25 protein-coding genes are annotated in these 26,003 nt (G+C 35.9%); all 25 read left to right on the top strand.

What is annotated here, in order from left to right; translation table 11 throughout:
* Positions 1-98 precede the first annotated feature (98 nt).
* The 25 genes from NE848_RS07435 to NE848_RS07555 all read left to right on the top strand — a co-directional run bounded on the left by NE848_RS07435 (position 99) and on the right by NE848_RS07555 (position 25,982).
* Entirely contained in the window at positions 99-1,136 is a 1,038-nt protein-coding gene (locus NE848_RS07435; RefSeq protein ID WP_252112015.1) for a glycosyltransferase family protein, read from the top strand.
* Positions 1,133-1,972, top strand: coding sequence for a glycosyltransferase (locus NE848_RS07440; protein WP_252112017.1), 840 nt, complete (start codon positions 1,133-1,135; stop codon positions 1,970-1,972). The genes NE848_RS07435 and NE848_RS07440 overlap by 4 nt, the downstream gene beginning before the upstream one ends.
* 4 nt (positions 1,973-1,976) lie before the next feature.
* Positions 1,977-2,918, top strand: coding sequence for a glycosyltransferase family 2 protein (locus NE848_RS07445; protein ID WP_252112019.1), 942 nt, complete (start codon positions 1,977-1,979; stop codon positions 2,916-2,918).
* A complete protein-coding gene (gene wecB / locus NE848_RS07450; RefSeq protein ID WP_341482779.1) occupies positions 2,915-4,024 on the top strand; it encodes a non-hydrolyzing UDP-N-acetylglucosamine 2-epimerase in 1,110 nt (369 codons plus the stop codon). The genes NE848_RS07445 and wecB overlap by 4 nt, the downstream gene beginning before the upstream one ends.
* Before the next feature lie 20 nt (positions 4,025-4,044).
* Entirely contained in the window at positions 4,045-4,968 is a 924-nt protein-coding gene (locus NE848_RS07455; protein ID WP_252112021.1) for a class I SAM-dependent methyltransferase, read from the top strand.
* A 188-nt stretch (positions 4,969-5,156) separates the two neighbouring features.
* Positions 5,157-5,789 carry an FkbM family methyltransferase gene (locus tag NE848_RS07460; protein ID WP_252112023.1) on the top strand — a complete coding sequence of 211 codons (633 nt, stop codon included), beginning with the start codon at positions 5,157-5,159 and terminating at the stop codon, positions 5,787-5,789.
* A gap of 82 nt (positions 5,790-5,871) precedes the next feature.
* The gene (locus NE848_RS07465; protein ID WP_252112025.1) at positions 5,872-7,155 is read left to right on the top strand and encodes a glycosyltransferase family protein; all 1,284 of its coding nucleotides are present in this window, start codon (positions 5,872-5,874) and stop codon (positions 7,153-7,155) included.
* Complete coding sequence (locus NE848_RS07470) at positions 7,148-8,254, top strand: glycosyltransferase (RefSeq protein WP_252112027.1); 1,107 nt, start codon at positions 7,148-7,150, stop codon at positions 8,252-8,254. Before NE848_RS07465 ends, NE848_RS07470 begins: the two co-directional genes overlap by 8 nt.
* A gap of 30 nt (positions 8,255-8,284) precedes the next feature.
* The gene (locus NE848_RS07475; RefSeq protein WP_341482782.1) at positions 8,285-8,935 is read left to right on the top strand and encodes an acylneuraminate cytidylyltransferase family protein; all 651 of its coding nucleotides are present in this window, start codon (positions 8,285-8,287) and stop codon (positions 8,933-8,935) included.
* Complete coding sequence (locus NE848_RS07480) at positions 8,913-9,557, top strand: class I SAM-dependent methyltransferase (protein WP_252112031.1); 645 nt, start codon at positions 8,913-8,915, stop codon at positions 9,555-9,557. The genes NE848_RS07475 and NE848_RS07480 overlap by 23 nt, the downstream gene beginning before the upstream one ends.
* Before the next feature lie 10 nt (positions 9,558-9,567).
* Positions 9,568-10,608, top strand: a complete 1,041-nt coding sequence (locus NE848_RS07485; RefSeq protein WP_252112033.1) for an N-acetylneuraminate synthase family protein — start codon at positions 9,568-9,570, stop codon at positions 10,606-10,608.
* Complete coding sequence (locus tag NE848_RS07490) at positions 10,601-11,398, top strand: glycosyltransferase family 2 protein (protein WP_252112035.1); 798 nt, start codon at positions 10,601-10,603, stop codon at positions 11,396-11,398. The genes NE848_RS07485 and NE848_RS07490 overlap by 8 nt, the downstream gene beginning before the upstream one ends.
* 6 nt (positions 11,399-11,404) lie before the next feature.
* Entirely contained in the window at positions 11,405-12,538 is a 1,134-nt protein-coding gene (gene neuC / locus NE848_RS07495; RefSeq protein WP_252112037.1) for a UDP-N-acetylglucosamine 2-epimerase, read from the top strand.
* Positions 12,539-12,544: 6 nt separating this feature from the next.
* On the top strand, positions 12,545-13,945 hold the full coding sequence (locus NE848_RS07500) for a UDP-glycosyltransferase (protein WP_252112040.1): 1,401 nt from the start codon (positions 12,545-12,547) through the stop codon (positions 13,943-13,945).
* Between the two features lie 24 nt (positions 13,946-13,969).
* Positions 13,970-15,121, top strand: a complete 1,152-nt coding sequence (locus NE848_RS07505; RefSeq protein ID WP_252112042.1) for a glycosyltransferase family 4 protein — start codon at positions 13,970-13,972, stop codon at positions 15,119-15,121.
* On the top strand, positions 15,118-16,659 hold the full coding sequence (locus tag NE848_RS07510) for a glycosyltransferase family 2 protein (protein WP_252112044.1): 1,542 nt from the start codon (positions 15,118-15,120) through the stop codon (positions 16,657-16,659). Before NE848_RS07505 ends, NE848_RS07510 begins: the two co-directional genes overlap by 4 nt.
* Before the next feature lie 5 nt (positions 16,660-16,664).
* On the top strand, positions 16,665-17,675 hold the full coding sequence (locus NE848_RS07515; protein WP_252112046.1) for a glycosyltransferase family 2 protein: 1,011 nt from the start codon (positions 16,665-16,667) through the stop codon (positions 17,673-17,675).
* Positions 17,676-17,689: 14 nt separating this feature from the next.
* Positions 17,690-18,760: a glycosyltransferase family 4 protein gene (locus NE848_RS07520; RefSeq protein WP_252112048.1), complete on the top strand. Its 1,071-nt coding sequence runs from the start codon at positions 17,690-17,692 to the stop codon at positions 18,758-18,760.
* Between the two features lie 70 nt (positions 18,761-18,830).
* Entirely contained in the window at positions 18,831-19,667 is an 837-nt protein-coding gene (locus NE848_RS07525; protein ID WP_252112050.1) for an FkbM family methyltransferase, read from the top strand.
* Positions 19,668-19,678: 11 nt separating this feature from the next.
* The gene (locus tag NE848_RS07530) at positions 19,679-20,479 is read left to right on the top strand and encodes a class I SAM-dependent methyltransferase (protein ID WP_252112052.1); all 801 of its coding nucleotides are present in this window, start codon (positions 19,679-19,681) and stop codon (positions 20,477-20,479) included.
* Between the two features lie 3 nt (positions 20,480-20,482).
* Entirely contained in the window at positions 20,483-21,592 is a 1,110-nt protein-coding gene (locus NE848_RS07535) for a glycosyltransferase family 4 protein (RefSeq protein ID WP_252112054.1), read from the top strand.
* Positions 21,589-22,644, top strand: coding sequence for a glycosyltransferase (locus tag NE848_RS07540; protein ID WP_252112056.1), 1,056 nt, complete (start codon positions 21,589-21,591; stop codon positions 22,642-22,644). The genes NE848_RS07535 and NE848_RS07540 overlap by 4 nt, the downstream gene beginning before the upstream one ends.
* Positions 22,638-24,005 (top strand): O-antigen ligase family protein, encoded by a 1,368-nt coding sequence (locus NE848_RS07545; RefSeq protein WP_252112058.1) that lies wholly within the window; start codon positions 22,638-22,640, stop codon positions 24,003-24,005. Before NE848_RS07540 ends, NE848_RS07545 begins: the two co-directional genes overlap by 7 nt.
* A gap of 34 nt (positions 24,006-24,039) precedes the next feature.
* A complete protein-coding gene (locus NE848_RS07550; protein ID WP_341482780.1) occupies positions 24,040-24,975 on the top strand; it encodes a glycosyltransferase family 4 protein in 936 nt (311 codons plus the stop codon).
* A complete protein-coding gene (locus NE848_RS07555; protein ID WP_252112062.1) occupies positions 24,972-25,982 on the top strand; it encodes a glycosyltransferase family 4 protein in 1,011 nt (336 codons plus the stop codon). Before NE848_RS07550 ends, NE848_RS07555 begins: the two co-directional genes overlap by 4 nt.
* Positions 25,983-26,003: the final 21 nt, after the last annotated feature.

The following is a 26,003-nucleotide window of genomic DNA, read 5'->3' on the forward strand; positions in this document are numbered from 1 at the left end:
TCGAGGGAGGTTTAAAGAAATTTATTCTATCAACAGAATTCTATAATTATGCCTTAATTTTGGATTCGAAAATATTTTAAAAGGTAAAAAATTATAATTTGAAAGTTTTCCTGCCATTTATTAACAAATATACTTACCTCAATGAAATAGAGAAGTTCTCGGACTTCCAATTTGAAAAAAATCATTTTTTAAAGTATGACGATTCCTTTAAAATTATAAATATTCACTGGCCCGAGGCTATTTTTAATTGGAAAGAACCTTCTAATTCTGAACTGGATCAATTAGAAAAGGAAATTGCTAACTGGAAGAAGCACTCAAAACTTGTTTATACCAAGCATGATTTGGAAAGGGTTAAAGGTACTACTCCTAATTTCAAGAGACTGTTTAGGATTATCGAAAAAAACACAGACCTTTTTATTCATCTCGGAGATTATAGTAAAAAACTATACAAAGTTCTGTATCCTGAGACTACACATATAGTAATTCCGCATCCATGCTTTGAACAGAGTTTTGAAAAGATCCCAAAGCAGGAGGCGAGAAATAGGTTGGGTATAGATAAAGAGGCTCTGGTGATCATAGCTCCGGGGCAAGTAAGGACCTTCAAGGAGAGAAAACTGATACTTGATTCTTTTAAAAAAATAAAAGAGGAAAATAAGGTTCTTATAGCTACCAATATGCTCAATGAACTGAAATATGATTTTAGAGGTAGAGTGAAAATGCAGAGATTCTTTGACGTTCAGCAATACCTGAAAATGCGGTTTCGTAAAAAATATCAGCCTCCAGAATATCTTTTTACATATGAGAGTATAAGTAGTAATGATTTTTCTATAAGATTATCGGCAGCTGATATTGTGCTGGTCCCGAGAACTGACCTGCTGAATTCAGGGAATGTTTTATTGGGTTTATCTTTTGGAAAAGTAACAGTAGGTCCGGCAATCGGCAATATTGAACAACAGTTAGTTGACCATAAATTACCCCTGTTTGATCCTAATTCCATAACTTCAGTGGTCGAAGCTTTGGAACAGGGAATTGAAATGTATAAGAAAGGCATATTCCCGAAACCTTTGGAAAAATATCTTCCTGAAAATGTGGCCAAAGAATATGACAGGGTTTTTAAAGAATTATTGAAAGAATGAATCAGAAGGTTTCTATAATTATAGCATGTTATAATGATCCTGATATAGCCACAGCTATAAATTCGGCATATGAACAGGAGTATAAGGATAGAGAGATCATTGTGGTAGATGATGGGAGTAATTCAATAATTAAATCAATTATAGAAGCAAACAGCAATAAAATTGATATTTTACTTTCCCAGGAAAATAAAGGTCAGGCAATGGCCAGGAACTCAGGAATAGAGAAAAGTTCGGGGAAATTCATACTGAATCATGATTCCGATGATTTTTTTGAAAAGTCATTTTGTTCAAAGGCGGTAGAAGTTTTTAATAAGGAAAAAGATGTAAAAATAGTAACCTCCAAAATCAAGAGATTTAAGAAAGATGGCAACAATGATATTATTGTGCCTGAAGGAGGAAGCTATGAAAATTTTTTGTTTTCTAACGGGGCTCCCGGTAGTTCAATGTTTCTTAGATCGGAATGGGAACGCGTGAGTGGCTATGAGGAAATACTTCCCATTCTTGGTTTTGAAGACTGGGAACTTTATTTGAATATGCTTAAAGACGGGGGACGTGCTTATGTTATTGATGAAGTGCTTTTCCATTATCAGGTCAGGGAAGGGTCAACCACCCAGCTTATAAAAAATGAAAAGGATGAAAAATTCAGGCATATAATTCTTAAGCATCGCGATTTGTACTCCAGTTCAGATCATTTTGCATCCCTGGTGAATACTCTCTTTAAAAGGGTTGAGAAAAATAAAGCAGCCCAGGGAAGGATTCTTGACCGACCTGAGTACAGGCTGGGAAAACTGTTTCTGAAACCCATGCGAACAATCAAAAACCTATTTAAAAAATAATTTTGTGACAAACGAGCTTGTTTCCATTATTATGGCTACTTATAACAGAGAGAGCTTTATTAACGACGCTCTTAATTCCATAAAGGAACAAACTTATTCCAACTGGGAATGTATCGTGGTTGACGATGGAAGTGCAGATAATACCCGGGAAATTTTGAAAGGATGGACGGAGAAGGACAATAGGTTTAAGTACGTCCAGCGCCCGGATGACCATAAAAAAGGACTTCCAGGGAGCAGGAATTATGGCTTATCTCTCGCTTCAGGAAATTATATCATCTTCTTTGATGATGATGATATTGTTCATCCGGCCAACCTTGAAACCTGTGTATCACTTCTTAAAAACAACTCTGTTTTTTTCTGTAGATATGATAAACAACCTTTTAATGAAACAAGTGATTTAGGAGCATTTGCTACTACAGATGAAATAGTTTTTCAAAATTTTGGAGTTGATCGAATAGATGAAATGATTACCGGGGAAGTTCCCTTTGCCTCTTGTGGGGTAATGTGGAAAAAAGATTGCTTTGAGAATTTAAGGTTTAATGAAGACCTGATGTATGCCGAAGAATGGGAATGCTACACCCGCATACTTATTAAAGGATTTCAAGGCGTTTCCATAAATGAGGTCCTGTATTATAACAGGAAACATTCAAACTCCAATACCGGGCAGTTTTATAAAAATGACCCTGTGAGGAGAGGCTCTTATATTAAAGCGATTAAAATGGTTATAGACCATTTACAACAGGCAGGCTTGCTTTCAAGGAAGCTTGAAATCTTCTTTTTAAGAATGGGCTTCTTCCTGAAAGAATATTCAGTTATTAAATATACCTTGGACAAATCTGAGGCTGGGAAGCTTAGGAGGATTAAATTTAGTGCAGGGTATAAGCTCTATCCAGTGTTAAGGCCTGTTTTTATATTGAAGAAAAAGTTAAAAGATCTTTTAAAGTGAGAATTCTTGTTTGTTTTGGAACCCGTCCCGAAGCCGTTAAAATGGCTCCAATATGTGCAGAATTGGATAGGAGAAATATGTCATATGCTATTTGTGTAACTGCACAGCACAGAGAAATGATGGACCAGGTACTGGAATTTTTTGAGATGGAACCAGATTACGATCTGGATCTCATGAGGGAAGATCAATCCTTAAACAAATTAACTTCGAGTATCTTCACTGAAATTGATGCTGTTTTTGATGATTTTAAACCGGATACGGTTTTAGTACAGGGTGATACTACTACGGCAGCAGCTATTGCAATGGCGGCCTATTACAGAAAAATAAAAGTTGGGCATATAGAAGCGGGATTACGAACCTATAATAAAGACGCCCCTTTTCCTGAAGAGGTGAACAGACAGGTTATTTCCCGAATAGCGAGTTATCATTTTGCTCCTACCAAAAAGGCAGCTTTTAATCTTATTGAGGAAAGGATACCTGAAGAAACTATTCTAATTACCGGAAATACAGTGGTTGATGCGCTGAAAATAAGCTTAGAGAAGGTGGGTACATCTACTTACTCTAGTGAGATAATAAGTGATCTAAAGTCCAGGCTGAATCCAAAAAATAAATTAATACTTGTCACCGGCCACAGAAGGGAAAATTTTGGCGAGGGACTAAAAAATATTTGTGAAGCCCTTCGGAAACTGGCGAATAATGATCCTGTAGATATAATTTATCCCGTACATCTCAATCCCAATGTATCAGTTCCTGTCTACTCAATGCTGGGTAATAGGCCTAATATTTTTTTAATTCAGCCCGTTATTTATCCAGACTTTATATGGTTAATGAAAGAGGCTGATATTATAATATCTGATTCCGGAGGAATTCAGGAAGAAGCTCCATCCCTTAATAAACCTGTACTGGTTACCAGAGAATTTACTGAAAGAACGGAAGGGGTTGAAGAAGGTTTTTCATTCCTGGTGGGAACCAATAAAGAAAATATTGTACTTAAAACCAGAGAAATTTTGAGTAAACCTAGGCATAATGCTAATGTGTCGAATCCATATGGAGATGGTAAAGCTGCTGAACATATAATCTCATTTCTGGAGAACCAGGAATTATGAACTTTCATTGAACACTTTGGATGAGAAGATTAAAAAAAGAGCTAATTAGATGGATTAAAGTTATTTTAAATAAACTACCTTATATAAGTACCTTACACCGTCTAAGTTCTTATTCCAAGTTTCCTGCTGGACATTACTATTCTCCTGTGGTTTCTCCAGAATATATTTTAGAAAAAGAAGACCTGATATGGCCTTCCCATAAAAATCATGAAATAAACGGATTGGATTTAAATGCGGATAGACAGTTGCAACTTGTCAAAGAATTTATGGTTTTTTACGATCAAATCAATTTTAAAGAGCATTGGCAGGATACAACCGGCTATTTTCTGAACAATAGTTATTATGGTCATAGTGATGGGATAATTCTGTATTGCTTTTTAAGATTTTTTAAACCTAAAAGGGTGATTGAGGTTGGATCGGGATTCTCCTCTGCTTTAATGCTTGAGGTAAATGAAGGTTTTCTGGATTATTTAATAGATTTTACTTTTATCGATCCTTATCCTGAAGCCCGGTTAATTAAATTATTTGAAAAATATAAGAATTCAATCAAAGCAGAAATACTAAGAAAAGAAGTACAGGAGGTAGATATTAATAGTTTCGGGCAACTTGAATCGGGAGACATATTGTTTATTGATAGTTCTCATGTAGTAAAGACGGGTAGTGATGTTAATCATCTTATTCTTAACGTGTTGCCATTGTTGCAAAAAGGAGTGATAATTCATTTCCACGATATTTATTTCCCCTTTGAATATCCCAGGTCTTGGGTTCTTAATGGTTTTGGATGGGCCGAAGCTTATCTAATTAAAGCTTTTCTTATGTACAATAAAGATTTTGAGATCCTATTTTTTAATGATTATCTGAATAAATTACATAGTTCATGTTTCGATGATATGCCTCTGGTAAGAGATTATAGTGGTAGTAGTCTTTGGTTAAGAAAGCTCTGAAATGAAGTATAATAATCGAAATATTTAAATTATTAATGAAATTTCTTCAAAGCAATTTTATTTCTCCTCAAGTAAAAAAAATTATTAAGAGAATACCATTTCTACAGTCTATTCTTCTAAGAAACATTTACAGAAATAAAAATTCTATTAGATATTGGATAGACAGATATCTTCCAAACAGGAATTTTATGATTGTTCAAATAGGATCCAATGATGGTGTAACAGGTGATCCGTTACATAATATAATTCTTCAGAAATCTAACTGGAGGATATTATTTGTAGAACCGGTTCCTTATCTCTTTAAAAAACTAATGTCAAATTATCCGAAAAGTGACAGGTTTCTATTTGAGAATGTAGCTATTAATGAAGGAAAAAAACAGCGTTTTTATTATGTAACTAAAGAAGCGAATAAAAATTTAAGTCTGCCTGTATGGTATGATCAGTTAGGCTCTTTCAAAAAAAGCCATATTCTTAAACATTTAGACGGTATTCTTGAGCCGTATATTAAGGAATTGGAAGTAGAAGGAGCTAAACTTGAAATTTTACTTAAGAAACATAAGGTTAGAAACCTGGATTTTCTTCATATAGATACTGAAGGCTACGACTGGAAGATACTTTCCCAACTTGACCTGGATATTTTTCGACCTCGCCTTATCCTTTTTGAATTTAAACATTTAAGTAAAAAGGATAGGCAAAATGCTGTTTCTTTTCTGGATAAGGATTTCAATATATATGTATTTGAATTCGATTACTTGTGCATAAGGAAAGAAATCATGAAAAGAAAGGATTTGAAAACACTGATCGGTTATAAAATTAATTAAACCAATATGACCAAACGAAAGATTAGTTTCATTTTCATGTTTTATTAAAAGCTATATTTTAGCTTAAATTTCTAAGAGCTAAATGTCACAGAAAATATTAATCATTTCAGAATCCATTGATGTGGAAGACAGTAGTGGCTCTAAAGCTAATGTGGCTTTAATAAGAAATTTGAGAAAGGCCGGGTTCGAACTTAGAGTCTATCATTACACTCGTAGAGAAGTTCAGTGGGATGACATAGATTGCGTTTCAATTGAGGAGAATCGCCGCAGTCTTCTTTTCCTTTTAAGTAGAACAGAACGTTACCTCAGGTATATCTTCAAAATACGTCTAAATAAAACTTTAGAAAGGCTGTTTGGCTTTTCCTTCACTCTTTTAAATGACCGAAATAGTATAATTACAGCACTGAGAAATAGTAATGATTTTAAGCCCGATCTTGTTCTAACATTAAGTAAAGGAGGAAGTTTCAGGCCTCATCATGCATTATTGGGCTTGCCGGAATTTCACGATAAATGGATGGCATATATTCATGATCCGTATCCTATGCACTGGTATCCGCCGCCCTATCCCTGGTTTGAACCTGGTTATCATCAAAAGGAGGATTTCATGAAAAACGTGGCTTCCAGATGTACAATAACAGCATTTCCTTCAAAAATTCTTATGGAATGGATGGGATCTAAATTTGAGGAATTTAAGAAAAAGGGAGTCGTTATTCCGCACCAGATAGATCATGAAAATCAACCCAAAGCCTCCCAACTTCTGGCGAAAGATTTGGTTGTGAAACCTGAAAAGTTTACGGTGTTACATGCAGGTAACCTTATACAAGGCAGAGAACCATTCGGTCTGCTTGAGGGATTTCGGGAATTTCTAAGTCAAAGTGAGGAAGCAAGGCAATCTGCCGAGCTTGTTTTTATAGGGGGGGAGAATTATTATTCAGATATTCTTAATGAGTTTGAAAGAGAAGTATCCCAGTTTAAGAACAGCAAGGAAAAACTGGATTTTGATACCGTCCAGGTATTACAACATAATGCATCAGTAAATATTATCCTTGAAGCCAAATCGGAGATCAGTCCTTTTCTTCCGGGAAAGTTTCCTCATTGTATAGCTGCAAATAAAAAGATCCTTTTATTAGGGCCTCCAAACAGCGAAAGTCGAAGATTATTAGGATTCGAATATCCTTATTGGTCAGAAATTGATGATAAAAGGAAAATAACCTTACTTTTAAGTGAACTTTTTGAAAACTGGAAAAAAGATAAGGCCTCTATGGAGTTAAATCGACCTGATCTGGAGGAGTACCTCTCAGTAAACCAGTTATCAAAAACAATGGATTCAATTTTCCAGCCCAAAAAGGAGGAAAGTCATGAATAAAAGTATTAGCCTGTTATTCGCGTATAGAGATCGTGACCATTCCAGGGTATTCCATTCAATGAAAAGTCTGGAAAAACAGACCGATAAGGATTTCCATGTAATTTTCGTCGACTATGGAAGCTCTGAAAAGAATTCACAGACTATACTCAATACTCTTTCCGAATTCAATTTTGTAGATTATCACTATGTAGCTCATCCAGGGCTTTTATGGAATAAGAGCAAGGCTTTCAATTATGGGATCTGGAAATCGAAATCGGATTATATAATTACGGCAGATATTGATTTGATCTTTCATCCTGAATTTGTTGCGTCTGCAAAAAGACTTGCTAAACCTAATAATTATACAGTGTTTAGTTATGCTTATTTGCAGAAAGAAGAGACTACTTCAGATATCTCAAATCTCAAATTTTCTGATCTAAAACCCAGCCATACAGGTTATATTACTGGGTCTGGACTTTATCCCAAACCTTATCTTGAAAAGATCCACGGATTTGATGAATTCTATCATTTTTACGGATCGGAAGATGAAGATCTCTTCATTAGATTAGAGAATGCGGGGCTTTATAAAAAAGAGGAGGAAAGAAACATGCTTGCTCACCAGTGGCATCCAAGATATCCTTTTGAAGAAAACAATGAACTCAGCGTTCAACCAAAGGTCAGTAATATTAGAAGGATTAATCTTAGACATTATCAAATTGCCCGGGAAAGAAAGAAAGTTATTCCGGATAACCAGGAAAAATGGGGGGTATGCTACTCAAAAGAAGATTTAAATGCTTTACTCTCCCCGGATGTTGAATATGATCTTTCTAATTTATCGGCACTAGTGGATCATTTTATTAATGAGGAATTACCATCTTATAAAAATAAAGTTGTTTCCGTAACTTTTAGAAAGGATAAAGATCAAAAAAGCCTGAAGTTCTTCTTAAGGAAAATGCTTAAACAGAACTATCAACCATTAATAAGTCTTAAGGAGATAAATGATAAGATCTTAAAGAAAATAATTTTTGAATACAGGCACCATAATTATCTTTATAAGATCGAAAATGATTTACGGTCAATTAAATTTATTATCGATTTACGTAATTCAAGTAAAAATTAAATTCTGGATTCAAAAGGTAACATAGCTATTATTCCAGCCAGAGGAGGTTCAAAAAGGCTTCCGGGTAAAAATATAATGAAGCTGGGTAATATCCCTTTAATTGGTCATAGCATTAATTATGCTTTAGCGAACAGTACAATCATTGATAAAATCATTGTTTCTACAGATGATATAAAAATTAAAGAGGTGGCTCTTTCTTATGGGGTAGAGGTGGTTGACAGACCCACCAAATTTAGTGGGGATAAATCGCCTACTTTGGAAGCAGTGAAGCATGTGCTGGATACTGAGAAGACTCTTTGGAAAAATGTCATTTTACTTCAACCTACCAATCCCTTGAGGCCGGAAATACTTTTAAGTAAGGCATATGATAAATTTATTTCAGGAGACTTCAAGTCTTTATTTACAGTGTCCAAAACTTGCAGAAAGTTTGGAATTATTGAAAAGGAATCATTTAAACCTTATAATTATAAATTTGGAGAAAGATCCCAGGATATCGAAAAGCTATATTTTGAAAATGGACTTCTATATATTACTAAGACAAGCCTGATCCAGCAGAATATCCTAATAGATGAACATGCATTTCCATTTGAAATTAGTCATTCCTTTGCTAATGTAGATATCGATACTAAAGAAGATTTTGAATATGCCGAATATTTATATGGAAAATATAACGGATCATAAGGCCTTTGTTGAGACAAATTATAGAAAATTCTGTTTCTTAAAGGGAAACGAATTCATAGCAAGTGAATATGCAATTTTTGTAATAATTGAACTTATAAAAAGATTTAAGGTTCATTCTATTCTGGAGTTAGGAGCAGGAATAGGTACGATTGCAGATACTGTTATTTCCTATTGTGGGGAGATTAATCATTCTATGGATTATAGCGCAACGGAGTCAAATCAATTTTGCCGGGAAGCTCTTAAGACGAATCTAAAGAATTTTGAAGCTCTCAAATTATATGACGCTCTTGATGAGTTACCCTCAGATGAAAAATTCGACCTGATAATTATAGATGGAAATGAAGATCTAAATCTCGTTTCCCAATTCTGCAAACCTCAATCAATTCTCTTGGTAGAAGGTGACCGGTTTGACCAAACCAAAATTATTTTATCTAAATTTCCAAATAACAAATACGTAAATGTTACCACCCTAGCTAAGAAGAAAGAATATGCACCAGGTAAAAAAGGTATTTACCAGGGTGGGGCCAGGATAATATTTTTAAATCCGGATTTAAATAAAATATTATTCTGGTTTAAACATAAAGTTCATACTTATTTAATAAGATATATTAGAACCTATTAGAATTAATTGAATGTCATATATTTTTGAAATCGCAGGCAGGAAGATAGGCTATAATTTTCCCCCCTTGGTTATAGCCGAAATAGGTATCAATCATGAAGGTTCCCTTGAAGTTGCAAAAGAAATGGTAGATGCCGCTAAAAGAGCGGGGGTAGAGGTTATAAAACATCAAACCCATATAGTGGAAGATGAAATGAGTCCCGAAGCGAAAAAGGTGGTTCCGGGGAATGCAGATGTTTCCATATATGAGATTATGGAACGTTGTGCCCTAAATGAAGACGATGAACTTTCATTGAAAAATTATGTTGAGGAGCAGGGAATGATCTTTATTTCAACCCCTTTTTCCCGTGCGGCTGCCGAAAGGCTGAAATGTTTTGATGTTCCTGCATATAAGATTGGAAGTGGAGAATGTAATAATTATCCGTTGCTTAAACATATCGCCTCGTTTGGAAAGCCGGTGATACTAAGTACAGGGATGAATTCGATAGAGAGTATTCAAAAAGCGGTATCTATTTTTGATTCGAAAAATGTACCGGTAGCACTGCTTCACACCACGAACCTTTATCCTACTCCACCTCATCTGGTTCGTCTGGGGGCTCTGGAAGAACTTCATAATGCTTTCCCCGATAAAGTTTTCGGATTGTCAGATCATACGCTGAATAACAATGCCTGTCTCGCAGCAACTGCCCTTGGAGCCTCCATCCTGGAACGTCATTTTACAGATCATATGAACAGAACAGGGCCCGATATTGTTTGTAGTATGGATGAAAAGGAGTGTGGTAACCTTATTAAAGCAAGTGCTGAAATAGCCATTATGAGGGGTGGAGCAAAACTTCCTGCTCAAGAAGAACAGGTGACCATGGATTTTGCTTTTGCCACCGTTTGTACTATTAGGCCTGTCAAAAAAGGAGAAGTATTTACAGCTGAAAATATATGGGTGAAAAGGCCTGGAACTGGTGAAATTACAGCAGAGAATTATGAGAATGTGCTGGGGAAAAAGGCTGTTAAGGATATACCAGAACAAAGACAGTTAAAATTTGAAGATTTTGAATAAGGTATCCATCGTTATCAGGAACAAAAATGAGGCTTCTTATCTTGAAACCACCCTCAGGATCTTAACCGAAATATATTCGGAAGATATTCAGGAAATTATAATAATAGATAATGAGTCTACAGATAATAGTATAGAGGTCGCTGAAAATTATGGCTGCAAGATCTTTAATATTACTGATTTTACTTACGGGAGAGCCATAAATATGGGAATCGAGAAAGCGACTTCAAATTATGTGTTGCTATTAAGTTCTCACGCGGTACCGGTGGGAAATAGTTTTTTTCGAAATACGATCAGTTTCGTTACCGCTAATCCCGGTATCGCAGGGGTAAGATATATTAATAGTATATCAAACTATAAGCGAGCAGTCGAAAATAATTTCAGGGTAAAGGAACCGCTTCTGTATGGTTTGATGGCGGGTTGCTGTCTTATCAATAAAACTGCGTGGGAAGAAATAAGATTCAACGAAGAGCTTTCCTTCAGTGAAGATAAGGAATGGTCAGTTAGAGCGATTGAAAGTGGCTATGAGATTGCAGATATGAATGAAAGTTTTTTCTATTTCATAAACAGGTCAAAAAGCTCACTGGTAAACCGGTACAGGAACGAAACCCTTGAAGAATACAGGCTTCATAATAAAAGTTTTCCTTCTTCATTACATATTGCAGGATCCTTTGTTAACGCAGCATTTTTCAAAAATTTCCTATCCTTTCTTGATAAGATAAGTTTTGAATATCAGCTTTTGAAAGCAAAGCTTTACATTCGAAAAAAATTAAATAATTCTAGCAAGACTTAAAGTTTAATGACAGAAACCAGAAAAATATTATTTATAACCGGGACCCGGGCTGATTTTGGGAAGCTAAAGAGCTTAATGCAGGTAGTAAGGGAAGAACCGGGTTTTGAATATATAATATTCGCTACCGGAATGCATCTGCAAAGAAAGTATGGTTACACGGTACTGGAGCTTGAAAAAGCAGGGTTTAAGAATATAAAGACCTTTGAAAACCATACCAGCGAGATGACCATGGATCTAAGCCTGGCGAAAACCATAGAAGGACTTTCTTCCCATGTAAAAGAAGAGAGTCCCGATCTGATAGTGGTTCACGGTGACAGGATAGAGACATTAGCCGGAGCCATAGTGGGATCTCTCAATAATATTCTGGTGGCACATATAGAAGGTGGTGAACTTTCCGGAACCATTGATGAACTCATTCGACATAGTGTAACCAAACTTAGCCATGTACATTTTGTTGCAAATGACCAGGCAAAAAGAAGACTCATTCAAATGGGGGAACTGGAAAGCTCTGTTTTCAAAATAGGCTCACCAGATATCGATATCATGTTTTCAAAGAATCTGCCAGCTTTAGAAACGGTCAAAGAATATTATGAAATCAATTTTGAGGAATATGCAATCGCCATGTTCCATCCGGTCACTACGGAAGCGGCCCTCATGGAAAAGCATGCTTCGAATTTTGTAAATGCCCTCCTGGAGGATAATCACAATTATGTGGTTATATATCCTAATAATGATCGTGGCACGGGGATAATCCTGCAAGAGTATAAACGACTTGAAAATAATTCGAAATTCCGAATCATTCCGTCCTTAAGGTTTGAATATTTCCTGAGTCTGCTTAAAAATGCACAGTTTATCATTGGGAATAGTAGTGCGGGAATACGTGAAGCACATTATTATAAGATTCCATCTGTGAATATAGGTACACGCCAGAAGAACAGGTCGGCAAATGCCCAGATTATAAACAGTGATTATTCCGTGGAAAATATTCTAAAGTCGATAGACAGAACAAAAGAAGTTACATTTTCTGAGGAAGGTTTTGATTTTGGGAACGGTGACAGTGCCAAAAAGTTTTTAAACCTGCTCCAAAAAGGGGATATATGGGATATAGTGCATCAAAAACAGTTCAGAGATCTAAATTAATCACCCTTGAATAAGAAGATATTTGTTTTAATACCGGACGGGGTTGGATTGAAGAATTTCGCGTACGGAACATTTCCCCAAATTGGGAAGAAGCTGGGATATGAAATCATTTTCTGGAACCAGACCTCCAAAGACCTTTCTGAAAATGGACTGAAACAGATCAAACTCAAGGCCAGACCAAGGGCTGTGACCGATCTTTATAAAAGAGCTAAAATAGAAAGTGAACTTGATTATTTTACTGATAAATTCAATGATCCTGTCTACCAGACCTATAAATTTCCTCCTTCGGGAACCAATCTTAAATCACGTATAAAAAATTCCTTTGTGAGGATGCTGGTAAATACTCATTCGGGAGAAAGAGGAGTGAAGCACCTTCAGAGAAGAATGGAAGAGGCTGAAAGAAAATCGAAATATTATACTCAATGCTTTGACCTACTACAGCGGGAGCAACCAGAATTTCTATTTTGCACCAACCAGCGACCCTTAACTGCGATAGCTCCGATGCTTGCAGCCAGGGATCTTGGGGTCCCCACAGGTTGTTTTATTTTTTCATGGGATAATTTACCTAAGGCAACTAAAGTGGTAGATGCCGATTTCTATTTCGTTTGGAGCGATCATATGAAACAGGAACTTCTAAAGTATTACCCCCATATTTTAGCGGAAAAGGTTATCATCACCGGCACTCCGCAGTTTGAGGTGCATTTTGACAGGCAGAAAAGGCTGGAAAGGGAAGAATTCATTAATAGGTTTAGATTGGAGTCTTCCCGAAAATATCTCTGTTTTTCTGGAGACGATATTACCACTTCCCCCCATGATGAGGTTTATCTGGAAGACACAGCTCAGGCAGTAGAAAGCCTTAATTCAAAAGGCTATGATATAGGAATTATTTTCAGAAGATCACCGGTAGATCATTCCAGCCGTTATGATAAGGTTCTGGAAAACCATAAGCATATCATTACTGAAATCAGGCCAGAATGGTATAAAGCAGGAGAAGCCTGGAATGAGATCCTGCCAAAAGAGGAGGATCTGGGATTACAAACCAGTATTATTTCCAACACTTTTATGGTCATCAATCTGGGCTCGTCTATGGTTTTTGATTATGCCAGTTATAAAAAGCCGTGTGCATTTATTAATTATGATCCGACAGACAGAAAAGCTTTAAAGGATGTAGCTATTATATACGATTATGTACATTTTAGGAGTATGCCTAACAGGAATGCTGTTCTTTGGATAGATAATAAGGATGAAATATCAGGTGTGATAAAGAAGGTTCTTGAGGAAGAGGTTTCATCAAATGTGGAAAATGCGCTTGAATGGTTTAAAAAGATAAATATTCAACCTGTGGAAAAGGCTTCTGAAAGATTCTGGAATTTTATTTCTAATTTGCCTTCTCGGAACGTGTCATAAGTTAAAAAACAATCCCACTCTGAAATGCACATTGCTTTCCTAACACCAGAATATCCCCATGAACTAACAGGCCCTTCAGGTGGATTGGGAACCAGTATAAAGAATCTGGCAGATAGCCTTGTAAGGAATAATATCAGGGTGAGTGTAATAGTATATGGACAATCCCTGGCCAGGGAGCTGGAAGAAAATGGCATTCGATTTTATCTTCTGAAACATCAGCACTATGCGTTTGGAGGATGGTTCTTCCACAGAAAATATATACAGAAATTTCTGAACAGGTTAATTGAGGAAGAGAAAGTTGATCTTATAGAAGCAACAGACTGGACAGGTATCACTGCATTTATGAGGATAAATTGTCCGGTAGTGATAAGATTGAATGGTTCTGATGCATATTTCTGTGAACTGGAGAACAGGAAGCAGAAACTGAAGAACAGGTTATTTGAAAAAGTGGCACTTAAATATGCTGATGGTCATATTTCGGTAAGTCAATTTACGGCAATCAAAACGAATGAGATCTTTAACCTGGAACTCCCTTTCAGCATTATACCGAATAGCATAGAAATTGACAAATTCTTACGGGCAGTAAAGAAGCCAGTAGAAAACAGGATCCTTTATTTTGGAACGGTAATCCGCAAAAAAGGTGTTCTTGAGCTTAGTAAGATCTTTAATGAGGTTGTAAAAGAAAGGCCTGATTCTGAGCTGGTAATTATTGGTAAGGATGTTATTGATATTTTTGAGAACAGATCTACTATTGAATTGTTCAGGCAGAATTTGTCCGAAAAAGCAACAGAAAGATTTAGTTATCTGGGAGCCGTAGATTACAGTGAGGTCAAAACCCATATAGCGGAAGCGGCTGTAGTGGTATTACCTAGTTTCGCTGAGGCCCTGCCCATGACCTGGATAGAAGCTATGGCTATGGAAAAGGCTGTTGTAACTTCCAATATTGGTTGGGCTCCTGAAGTAATGGTAGGTGGAAAAACAGGATTTATGGAAGACCCTCGTTCCCATAAAGCCTATGCTCAAAAAATAATCCGACTTCTGAATAATGAAGATTTGAGGATGTCTTTAGGGAAACAGGCAAGAGAGCAGGTGAAGAAAAAATTCTCTTCCGAAGTCGTAGTCAAAAAGAATATTGAATTTTATAAGTCGGTCATCAACGAAAGCTCCGAAATTTGATCTGGATCCTCCATAGTAATGCTGAAATAATACACTCCGTACAGAGGGATGAGATTGATATACCTGATATTTCAGGAAATCCTGTAAAAGTGTTCTGGCAGGTTTGTGAAAAATATCCCGATGAGTTGATAGGTTGGATGGATGTTGACCTGGATATTGAGGTGACCTCCAATTGGAATGAAATATTTCATCATGATTTGATTATGGCTTCTTTTCCGGTAAAATCAAAATATATTCCTGATGAAATAGGTTATATTGATCAGCTTCCGTTTATTAACCCTGATTATTCAGTAAGATATCCTACCTGGCAAATGAGTACCGATGTAGGAGGTATTGCTGGCAAAGTAGCTCTGAGATTTCGGGATATATTATATGGCATTAAAGACTTTGGTTACTTACTTAACTCTATTGCTAAAATTGGTCAGCAGAACTCATTATTCTGCTACAGCGTGCCCGAATTGGTAAAGGATACAAGTTTTGAAAAGAAAGTTCATTCCGCTTCCACCCAGGAATTATTTGAATTTGTAGGCCAACATTACAAAAGGATCAGGTTATTTCTGCTTATCTTTTGCCTGATCAGGTATGAAAATAGATTTCCTTTATTTAGTTTTTTTAGTTCCTTATTTAAGAAATCATATTTTAAGCAAGAGATCGATCTTTCTTCTCTTCAGGTTAAAACAACCTCATCTTCTAAGGATCAAAAAAGTATAGATGTTATAATTCCAACCATGGGCAGGCCGGAGCATTTACATAATGTTTTAAAAGATCTGGCCAGTCAGACGCTGCTTCCGCAAAAGGTGATTATAGTGGAGCAGGATCCAAATGAGAATTCTAATACAAAACTGGATTTTATAAAAACCTCTGAATGGCCATTTTTAATAATTCACCATTTTATTCACAAAACCGGAGCCTGTAATGCACGTAATCTTGCTATGAAAGAGGTGAAATCAGATTATATCTTTTTTGCAGATGATGATTTACGCTTCTCTGAAGATCTGCTTAAACGTTCACTGAGCGAAATGGAAAGAATGAATGTGGACTGTTTGAATTTAAACTGTATACTACCCGAAGGAAAAACCATATTTCCCAGGATCAAACAATGGGGAGCTTTTGGATCGGGAACTTCTGTGGTAAGATCTGAATTTGCATTAAAATGTGAATTTTCAGAACTTCTGGAACATGGTTTTGGAGAAGATATTGATTTTGGAATGCAATTAAGGTCCAAAGGCTGCGATATAATATATCACCCTGATATTACTACGATTCATTTAAAAGCACCGGTAGGCGGTTTTAGATCTATTTCAAAAGACAAATGGAAAAAGGAAGGTATAGAACCTAAACCTTCACCTACTATGATGATCCTTATAAAAAAATACTACAACCCATATATGGGCAAAGGTTATAAAGCCGAACTGTTTTTTAGGTTTTACGCAAAACAATCTGTGAAGAATCCATGGATTTATATAAAAAAAATGAAGGAAAGATGGCAATTAAGCGATAAGATTGCCAGCCAATTGCTAACTCATGGAAAGCAATAATCGAAATGACTGAAAGTAAAGCAGATATAAAATTCAGTTTGGTAATCTGTACCTATTCCAGGGCCGATTCTGTTATTCGCTTAATGGAATCTGTTAAACGGCAGACATTGTATCCATTTGAGATATTAATAATTGATTCATCAGAAGATGAGAAGACAAAAATAAAACTGGATGAAGCGTCTTATTCATCTCTGTCATACTATAAAGTAGAAGGGAAAGATAAGGGTCTTACCAGGCAAAGGAATTACGGAATAAAAAAGGTTCATCAGTCATCAGAAATAATATGTTTTCTGGATGACGACATAGTGCTTGAGCCAGAATATTTCTTTCAGCTTATAAGAACTTACAAGGAAAAACCGGAAGCTGTAGCTGTGGGAGGGTGGATAAAGGAGGAAATAAGCTGGAAAAAAGTAGATGAAAATTATCAACCAGCTTATAATGAGTTCCTAATTGATGGTTATGTAAGGAAGCTTGGTCAGAGAAACGTATTAAGAAAAAGGCTGGGCCTTTTAGCAGATAAGCCACCTGGTTATATGCCGGAGTTTTCCCATGGATTTTCTACGGGGTTTTTACCTCCTTCAGGAAAAACTTATGAGGTAGAATATTTTATGGGAGGAGTATCTTCCTACCGTAAGAGTCTTTTCAATAAAATAGGGTTTTCTTCTTTTTTTGAAGGTTATGGTCTTTATGAGGATATGGACTTTTGTCTGAGAGTTTCAAGTATTGGAAAGTTATATGTACATACCGGAGCTAGAGTATTCCATTTACATGAAGAATCGGGACGGCCTGATTATTTTAAATATGGGAAGATGATGATCAGGAATGGTTGGTATGTATGGAGGATGAGGTATCCTTCTCCTAAATTTAAAGCTTGGCTCAAATGGATTTCTATTAATATACTTCTTCTCGTAATCAGGATCTTTAACGGGTTTAGGAATACCAATGCTTTTGCCGATAGTGCAGGAAGAATCTATTCCTTATCAGTATTAATTTTCAAAAAACCTGAGCAAATTTAAGATTCAAATTAGGTATGAGAACATTTTTTATTTGCTTTAGCCTTAAGAACTCTTCGGTTGCTGAATTTTTCATAACCTTGAGCAATAAGCTTGTTCGTGATGCCAGGGTTATTATAATAAGTTACGATGATCATCCCCATCCATTTGAAATCAGACCTGAAATTACCGTATTGAATTGGCCATCCGGTAGGCCAACTAAGTGGAAAGATTTTATTTTTCTTGCTGATCTTATCCGAAAAGAAAAACCTGATACTATAATTTCAAACTTTGGAGCTGTTAACCTTTGCCTGCTGGCAGGTTATCTATTAAGGGTTAAAAATCGCATCGCATGGTATCATACTCATTCTTCAGCTCATTCTCAGGAGAAAAAAATCTTAAATATCCGAAAGAGTTTAATCTATAGATTATCGACATTAATGATAACAAATTCCATGGCTGCCAAAAGCGATTTAATAAAGCACTATGGTGTTCCAGAAGATCGTATTGAAGTATTCCCTAACGCTGTGCATATTCCATCTTTATTAACGAAATGCAAAGTGAATAATCATAAAATTGTATATGCCGGCAGGTTGCACCCGGTTAAGGGCTTAAAAGTTTTACTTGAAGCATTACCCAGGGTGATTTCGAACTATCCGGACACAGAAGTTCTAATTTTTGGGGGAAATCCGGGAAGTGAAGAGATACTGGCTTATAAAAATATGGCTCGGAAACTAGGTGTTGAAGGAAATCTGGCATTCAAGGGATTTGCTTCAAGAGAGAATGTACTAAGAGCTCTTGCAGAAGCTTATGTATGTGTAGTTCCATCTTTTTTTGAGGCCTTTTGTTATGTGGTAATTGAAAGCTTTGCCGTTTCCACACCTGTCATCGGGTCTAATACAACGGGGATAGCTGAAATAATTCGAAATGGTGAAGATGGTTATTTGTTTGAAACAGGAAATTCATTAGAACTGAGTCACTGCATTTGTCAAATATTTAGTGATAAACAAAAAAGAAATGAGATGGCACAAAATGCTCATCAACATTTTTTGGAGAATTATGAGTTGAGTAATGTTGTTAATAATCTAACCAGGAGACTGAATGCTTAAGCTGTCAATAATAAGATTCTTCTGCCAGTTCCTACCACCTTTACTGGCACATAGGGTTCAAAATAGGTTGATGCCAAATAGTGAGGTGCAAAGAAGAGCGATTTCTTTTTCTAAGAGATCTATAACTGGAGGGACTTTATCGAATAATACCCGGGATTTTATAGCAGAACAGTTTTATTTTCACGGTTATTTTGAATGGAGAAATATTGTTTTAATTAAAAGGATGCTGGAAATTAAAGAGGGTTCCATTATAGAAGTAGGAGCTAATATAGGAACAGAAACAATTTCATATGCCAATTTGAATAAGGACAATGTTTACGCATTTGAACCCGATCCTGTTAATTTTGAATGCCTTGAGGTTATAAAGAAAAAAAATAATCTTAATAATCTGTTTGTATATAAAACTCTTGTTGCAGAGAAATCAGGTTTTGCATATTTTGAGCCTTCTCCACCTGAGAATTCAGGGGTTGGATTTATGAGTAATAATAAAAAGGCAAGCACTTATAAGACTAGAATAGTTAAATTAGATGAACAGTTAATCGGAATAAAAGCATGTTCAAGTATTATTATAGATGTAGAAGGCTTTGAATTAAATGTGCTAAAAGGAGGATCCGGAATAATTAATAAATTCAGACCTTTTGTAATTCTCGAAGTAAATCCTGAATTAATTCATAAGAGATCTGGCTATGCAGTTAATGATGTATTTTCTTTTATCCAAGAAAATAATTACCAGTGCTATTTAATTGACAAGTATTCTTTAAAAAGGATTGATTTGGCTTCTTTTGAAAAAGGTTCTCTTGTTAATTGGGCATGTATACCAAATGAATTAGATAAATATTCGGCATCTTTATCCAGAAAATTATTTATGAATGGGATAAACCCTCTAATGCAGTATAAAATCTTCTAACTAAAATTCAGTTGAAAGATCAAAAGGAAGTAAACAAACGTCAAAAGGAATTTTATCAAAGTTTTAAAAAGAACTTTGCAACAAAGCTTTGGTTTTCACTCAGAAACGGAATCCTGACGAATTTTCGAAAATCAGTGGGAATTGAAGGAATAATTATAAATCAACATGCCGAGTGGATAGGAGATCTTAAAGGGAAGAAAGTTCTGGACCTTGGTTGCTTTATCGGGAACTCTTTAAGTATGTACCTTGCCGAGAATGCGGCTGAATATGTAGCGATAGACCTAAGTGATAATGCAGTGCAACAGTTTAATAGGAGATTAAAGCATATCCCATCAGCAAATGCGTATGCCGTGGATTTTCTTGCGGAGGAATTTAAAGAAAATGATTTTGATCTAATCTATGCGTATGCCGTATTACATCATTTTAAAGATGTGGACGGCCTTATTAAAAGGCTTAACGAAAAGCTTAGTGATAAAGGCAGGATAATAAATTATGACCCTACTAAAACCAGTTTACCGGTAAGACTTGCAAGATCTTTATATAGACCATTCCAGTCTGACCGGGATTGGGAATGGCCATTTGATAAAAAAACTATCAGGAAATTTGAAAATTCTTTTAATATCCTGGAAAGGCATGGGATTTTAGGAAAATCTAAATGGTTTTTCTTACTTAATCTATTACCTATCGGAGAGAAAAAAAGAATTGAAATAGGTAGGAAATGGTTAAAAGAAGACTGGGAAAAATCGAGAATTTCGGATGAGCGTCTGTATAGTTGCATGCAATTGACCATGTTCATGGAGAAAAAAAAGTAGATCATGCGATTTTCGGTCTTTACTCACGTTGTTCATAAAAAAAAGACTCAAAAAGTCTTCGCGTATGCTCCATATATCAGGGAAATGAATTTGTGGATTTCAAAAGCCAGCGAGGTAAGAATTATAGGGCCGTTAGAAGACTCGGAACTGGACTCAATCGATTCTCCTTACAAACACTCTAACTTGAACCTTGTAGAAGTACCTTCTCTTTATTTTAAAAGTTTTTTAGGTGTTATTCGAAGTCTGGTAATGATGATTCCAGCCATAATTACAATTTTCAGGGAAATGAGGGCAGCTGATCATATACATATTCGTTGTCCCGGAAACATAGGCTTACTCGCTTGTATAATCCAGATATTTTTTCCCGGTAAAAATAAAACGGCAAAATATGCAGGTAATTGGGATCCAAATAGTAGTCAGCCATGGACATATAATCTTCAAAGGAAAATACTGAACAGTCCTTTTTTCAGTAGGAATATAAAGGTATTGGTTTATGGAGAATGGAATTATAGCAGTAGGAATATTGTACCTTTCTTTACTGCAAGTTACAGTAATAAGGAAATAAAGAGTTTCTCTAAAGACTTTTCGCCTCCTTACAAATATGTCTTTACGGGAACATTGGCAGAAGGCAAAAGACCTCTTCTGGCTGTAAAAGTGATTCAGGAACTAATAAATAGAGGATTTAATATCTCACTGGATGTATATGGTAAAGGAGATAAAAGTTCAGATATTATAGAATATATAAATGAATATGGATTACAGGATAAAATTAAGCTTTATGGAAATCAAAAACCTGATGTTATAAAAAAAGCCCTTAGGAACGCCCATTTTGTGATCCTGCTTTCCAGGAGTGAAGGTTGGCCTAAGACTTTGGCGGAGGGTATGTTTTATGGATGTATACCAATTTCAACGAATATTTCCTGTGTGGAATGGATGTTAGGAAAGGGAGAGAGAGGTATATTAGTTGAGCCGACTGTTGATAAGGCAGCCTTGGAAATTGAGACTTATTTGCATTCTTTACAAAAATTAAATGTTATGTCGAAGAAGGGCCAGGAATGGTCACAAAAATATACACTGGAGGTTTTTGATAAGGAAATTAAGAAATTAATATGAAGATACTTCAGCTTATAGATACACTGCATCCCGGTGGAGCTGAAAGGATGGCGGTAAATTATGCTAATGCTCTTTATGATAAAGGGCATGATTCTCATTTGATCTGTACAAGGGAGGAGGGTTCATTCAAGGCTCTGTTGAATCCAGGAGTATCATATTTACTTCTTAATAAAAAAAGCGTGTTTGATATTCAGTCTTTATTAAAATTGAGAAAATATATTTCGTTGAATAATATTGAGGTTGTACATGCACATGGGAGTTCATGGTTCTATGCAATTTTATGTAAAATCATCAGAAAAGATTTTAAGGTTATTTGGCATGATCATTATGGGAACAGTGAATATCTTGAAAAGCGCCCAACCCAATATTTAAAGTGCTTCTCGCAATTTTTTGATGGTATTATATCTGTGAATAAAAGGCTGGAAAAATGGGCAATGGATAATCTAAGGTGTGAAAATATAACTTTCATAAATAACTTCATTTATCCAAATGAAAGAGAAAAAAATAAAATTCATATAGATAATGAAGCTTTTAATATAGTATGTTTAGCTAATTTAAGGATCCAGAAGGATCATTTGACATTGATGAAGGCCTGTGATATTATTTCAAAGAAACATTCAATAGTCCTACATATAATAGGAAAGGACTTTAGAGATGAATACTCTAAAATGATAAAGAGGGAATTTAAAAAAAGATCTTATTTGGTGTATCACGGGGAAGTTAAGGATAGTTTTTCTTTTTTGGAAAATATGAATCTTGGAGTTTTAAGTTCACGATCTGAAGGTTTACCATTGACATTACTCGAGTACGGTTTGGCGGGTTTAAGTGTTGTTTGTACTGATGTGGGTGAGTGCCGAAGAATAGTGGGAAATAATGGCATTTTGATCCCACCAGGTGATGTTAGAGCCATGAGGGAAGCTATTTTAAAATTTATAAAAGACCCTTCATTATATTGTATCGAAACCAAATATTTAAAAGAAAAGATAAGGAATCATTATTCCTATGAAGCGGTTTTACCAATTTATGAGAGGTTTTGTGAAAAATTATGTTAAGTAGTGATCAAATAAATAACCAGTTTTATATTAGAATGCTGCTATTGCATTTTGGGTATGGTTTTGTTATTTATTTATTTCCTTCACTAGCTAAGATAATTCTCTTAGGTATTATGGCTTCTTTTGTTTTTGTGATCCTGGATCGAAAAAACAGGGGGAATGAAGCCTTAATGGCTGCGGCATATATTGCAGGGGGAGAAGTATTTTTTAGGCAAACTGGTGCGGTAATTTTCTATGAGACCGGCAAATATGCTGTAATGATCTTTCTGCTAATCGGAATGTTTTTTAAAGGAGCAAGCTCCAAAACAATTCCTTACTGGATTTATCTTCTAATCCTTTTTCCCGGTGTTATTGTAGCCTCAATGACGATTAGTTATGATTCAGATTTTAGAAAGCTAGTAGCATTTAATATAACCGGCCCCGTTTGCCTTGGAATATCGGCTCTGTATTGTTATTACAAAAAGATTAAAAAAGAGGATTTTCAGAGAGTAATATTAATGTTACTCATGCCTCTGATAGCTCAGACAGTATATCTTTATTTGTATACTCCGAGTATGGATGAGGTGAAAATTAGTTTAGCCGGGAATTACGCGGCAACAGGTGGTTTTGGTCCTAACCAGATATCGACGGTACTTGGTTTGGGTTGCTTCCTGATATGTACACGGCTTTTCACAATCCGGAATCTGAAAATTAATCTAATAGATATAAGCTTATTGATCCTAATGGGGTACAGGGCAGTGATAACCTTTTCGAGAGGAGGGGTTCTTACCGCTATACTTTGTATAATTGCTTTTCTTATATTCTTCTACTATAAGCAGGATGCAAAACGTATGGAAGGCACCAATTTTCGTATTCTAGGCATGATACTAGTTTTTACAATTGTTTGGTTTTTTTCATCAATCGAAACTGGCGGTCTAATAGGCAATCGCTATGCCAACAAAAATGCTGCGGGTGAACTAAAAGAGGATATTACAACGGGGAGAGTAGAACTAATAGAGACCGAATTGACGGCTTTTTACCGTAACCCCGTCATTGGAATAGGAGTTGGTAAAGGTCGAGAATACAGGCAGGAACATCTGGGAATTGGAATTAATACCCATAATGAGATAAGCCGGCTACTTTCTGAACATGGGATTCTGGGTATTTTTGCCCTTTGTATTCTTATATTTGTCCCGATGGTTTTCTGGTTTAAATTCAAGAATAATTACTTTTTTCTTGCCTTTGTTACCTTCTGGTTTATGACCATCAATCATTCGGCTATGCGTATTGCCCTGCCGGCGTTCGTGTACGGACTAGCGTTATTGTATATTGTAGATGAGAAAAAGAATACTGTACATAGGAAACGACTTGCAGGTCAATAGTTTTACGGCGACTTATATTTCATTTTTTAGTAAGATGCTGAAAAAGGAGGGGTATAAAGTAAGGACTGCTTCCACCCGGAATAATAAAGCTCTCCGCCTGGGAGAAATGCTCTCTATGATTATTCGTTATAAAGACTCTACCGATATTGTTCTGATAGATACTTATGGAGCGATGAATTTCTATTATGCATATTTTGTAGGTAAAGCCTGCCAGATACTTAATATGGAATATATACCCATTCTTCATGGTGGGAATCTGCCTGAGCGTTTAGATGGCTCAAGAAAACTAAGTGCAAGCCTTTTCGGAAATGCTAAAATAAATATCGCACCCTCAAAATTTTTGTATGACAGTTTTAAGTCCTATGGTTTTGACAATCTTCAAATAATCCCTAATTCTATTAATACTGAAAACTATCCTTTTAAGGAACGATCAGCATTTCGACCGAAATTTTTATGGGTAAGACGTTTTCAGAAAAGATATAATCCTTTGATGGCCTTAAAGGTCCTGCAGATGATCAAAAAGAAATATCCTGAAGCCAGTTTATGTATGGTAGGACCGGAGAAGGATGGCAGCATGGCTACCTGTAAAAAGCTTGCAAAAAAATTTGATCTTGACGTGAGGTTTACGGGAAAACTCAAAAAGAAACACTGGGCACAGCTTGCTTCCAATTATGACTTTTTCATCAATACCACCTCAGTAGATAATACTCCCATAAGTGTTATTGAAGCCATGAGCCTTGGCCTGGCGGTGGTGAGTACCAATGTAGGGGGGATGCCGGTACTGATCCAGAATGGCCATGATGGAATCCTCGTACCTGAAGATGATGAAAGAACTATGGCCTTAAAAATAATTGAGCTAATCGATAATCCGGTTGAGGCAAAAAGAATATGTGAAAATGCAAGGGAAAAAGTAGAGCTTTTCGACTGGAGTCTTGTTAAAGAACAGTGGAACAAGGTACTGGCTTCATGAAAAGAATCCTTTATATAGGTAATAAACTTTCAAAACATGGACTATCCCCAACCAGTGCTGATATTCTTCCAGATTATCTGTCGCAGGAAGGTTATAAGGTTATGACGGCCTCTTCATTAAAAAATAAAGCCTTGCGTCTCTTTCATATGATCTGGATGGTACTTTTCAGAGCTAGGACAGTAGATGTGGTAGTAATAGACACCTATAGTACTTCAAATTTCTGGTATGCTGTTACTTGTGGAATGCTTTGCCGTATTCTTGGCGTCCATTATATATTTATTCTTCATGGAGGAAACTTGGATCAGCGTTTCTCTCAGGTATCTGAATGGATCCTGGATGTTTTTAAGACTGCTTTTGCAAATGTTGTACCCTCCAAATACCTTCTGGAAAAATTGAATACATTTAATTTTAACAACATACATCTTATTCCTAATTGGATAGATCTTAAAATTTATCCTTTTAAAGCGAGATCTCATTTAGACCCAAAAATTTTGTGGGTAAGGGCGTTCGATGAAGTCTATAACCCGGAAATGGCTTTAGAGGTAATCGAGGAATTACAAAAAAATCATCCCCTTGTTAAACTTTGCATGGTGGGACCTGAGAAGGATGGTAGTCTGGAAAAGTCCAGAGCAATGGCGAAAAAGAAGAATTTATCAGTCGAATTTAAAGGAAAACTGAGTAAAAAAGAATGGATCCATTTGTCAAATGACTTCGACGTGTTTATAAATACTACCTCTGTGGATAATACTCCCATTAGTTTACTGGAGTCTATGGCTTTAGGATTGCCAGTGGTTTCTACTAACGTAGGAGGTATTCCCTATATGATAGATGATAAAAAGAACGGAATTTTGGTGGAGCCAGAAAATCCTAAAGAAATGGCTATAGCGATTAGTGATCTAATACAGGATCCCCAATTGGCTGAAACTCTAAGCTGTAACGCGCGTAGGGAAGTGGAAGAATATGACTGGTCAAATGTAAAGCCTCTCTGGTTAGAATTGCTAAGCTAAAAATTATATATTTAGCGCCTA

It is taken from the genome of Gramella jeungdoensis (genome assembly GCF_023805255.1).
In the GTDB taxonomy this organism is placed as follows: Bacteria; Bacteroidota; Bacteroidia; order Flavobacteriales; family Flavobacteriaceae; genus Christiangramia; species Christiangramia jeungdoensis.

What these genes read in the sequence shown, in the direction of transcription:
- NE848_RS07440 (WP_252112017.1), top strand. Translation starts at nt 1,133, where the DNA reads ATGAATCAGAAGGTTTCTATAATTATAGCATGTTATAATGATCCTGAT.
- NE848_RS07455 (WP_252112021.1), top strand. Translation starts at nt 4,045, where the DNA reads ATGAGAAGATTAAAAAAAGAGCTAATTAGATGGATTAAAGTTATTTTA.
- NE848_RS07460 (WP_252112023.1), top strand. Translation starts at nt 5,157, where the DNA reads ATGATTGTTCAAATAGGATCCAATGATGGTGTAACAGGTGATCCGTTA.
- NE848_RS07465 (WP_252112025.1), top strand. Translation starts at nt 5,872, where the DNA reads ATGTCACAGAAAATATTAATCATTTCAGAATCCATTGATGTGGAAGAC.
- NE848_RS07470 (WP_252112027.1), top strand. Translation starts at nt 7,148, where the DNA reads ATGAATAAAAGTATTAGCCTGTTATTCGCGTATAGAGATCGTGACCAT.
- NE848_RS07480 (WP_252112031.1), top strand. Translation starts at nt 8,913, where the DNA reads ATGGAAAATATAACGGATCATAAGGCCTTTGTTGAGACAAATTATAGA.
- NE848_RS07485 (WP_252112033.1), top strand. Translation starts at nt 9,568, where the DNA reads ATGTCATATATTTTTGAAATCGCAGGCAGGAAGATAGGCTATAATTTT.
- neuC (WP_252112037.1), top strand. Translation starts at nt 11,405, where the DNA reads ATGACAGAAACCAGAAAAATATTATTTATAACCGGGACCCGGGCTGAT.
- NE848_RS07505 (WP_252112042.1), top strand. Translation starts at nt 13,970, where the DNA reads ATGCACATTGCTTTCCTAACACCAGAATATCCCCATGAACTAACAGGC.
- NE848_RS07515 (WP_252112046.1), top strand. Translation starts at nt 16,665, where the DNA reads ATGACTGAAAGTAAAGCAGATATAAAATTCAGTTTGGTAATCTGTACC.
- NE848_RS07520 (WP_252112048.1), top strand. Translation starts at nt 17,690, where the DNA reads ATGAGAACATTTTTTATTTGCTTTAGCCTTAAGAACTCTTCGGTTGCT.
- NE848_RS07525 (WP_252112050.1), top strand. Translation starts at nt 18,831, where the DNA reads ATGCCAAATAGTGAGGTGCAAAGAAGAGCGATTTCTTTTTCTAAGAGA.
- NE848_RS07535 (WP_252112054.1), top strand. Translation starts at nt 20,483, where the DNA reads ATGCGATTTTCGGTCTTTACTCACGTTGTTCATAAAAAAAAGACTCAA.
- NE848_RS07540 (WP_252112056.1), top strand. Translation starts at nt 21,589, where the DNA reads ATGAAGATACTTCAGCTTATAGATACACTGCATCCCGGTGGAGCTGAA.
- NE848_RS07545 (WP_252112058.1), top strand. Translation starts at nt 22,638, where the DNA reads ATGTTAAGTAGTGATCAAATAAATAACCAGTTTTATATTAGAATGCTG.
- NE848_RS07550 (WP_341482780.1), top strand. Translation starts at nt 24,040, where the DNA reads ATGCTGAAAAAGGAGGGGTATAAAGTAAGGACTGCTTCCACCCGGAAT.
- NE848_RS07555 (WP_252112062.1), top strand. Translation starts at nt 24,972, where the DNA reads ATGAAAAGAATCCTTTATATAGGTAATAAACTTTCAAAACATGGACTA.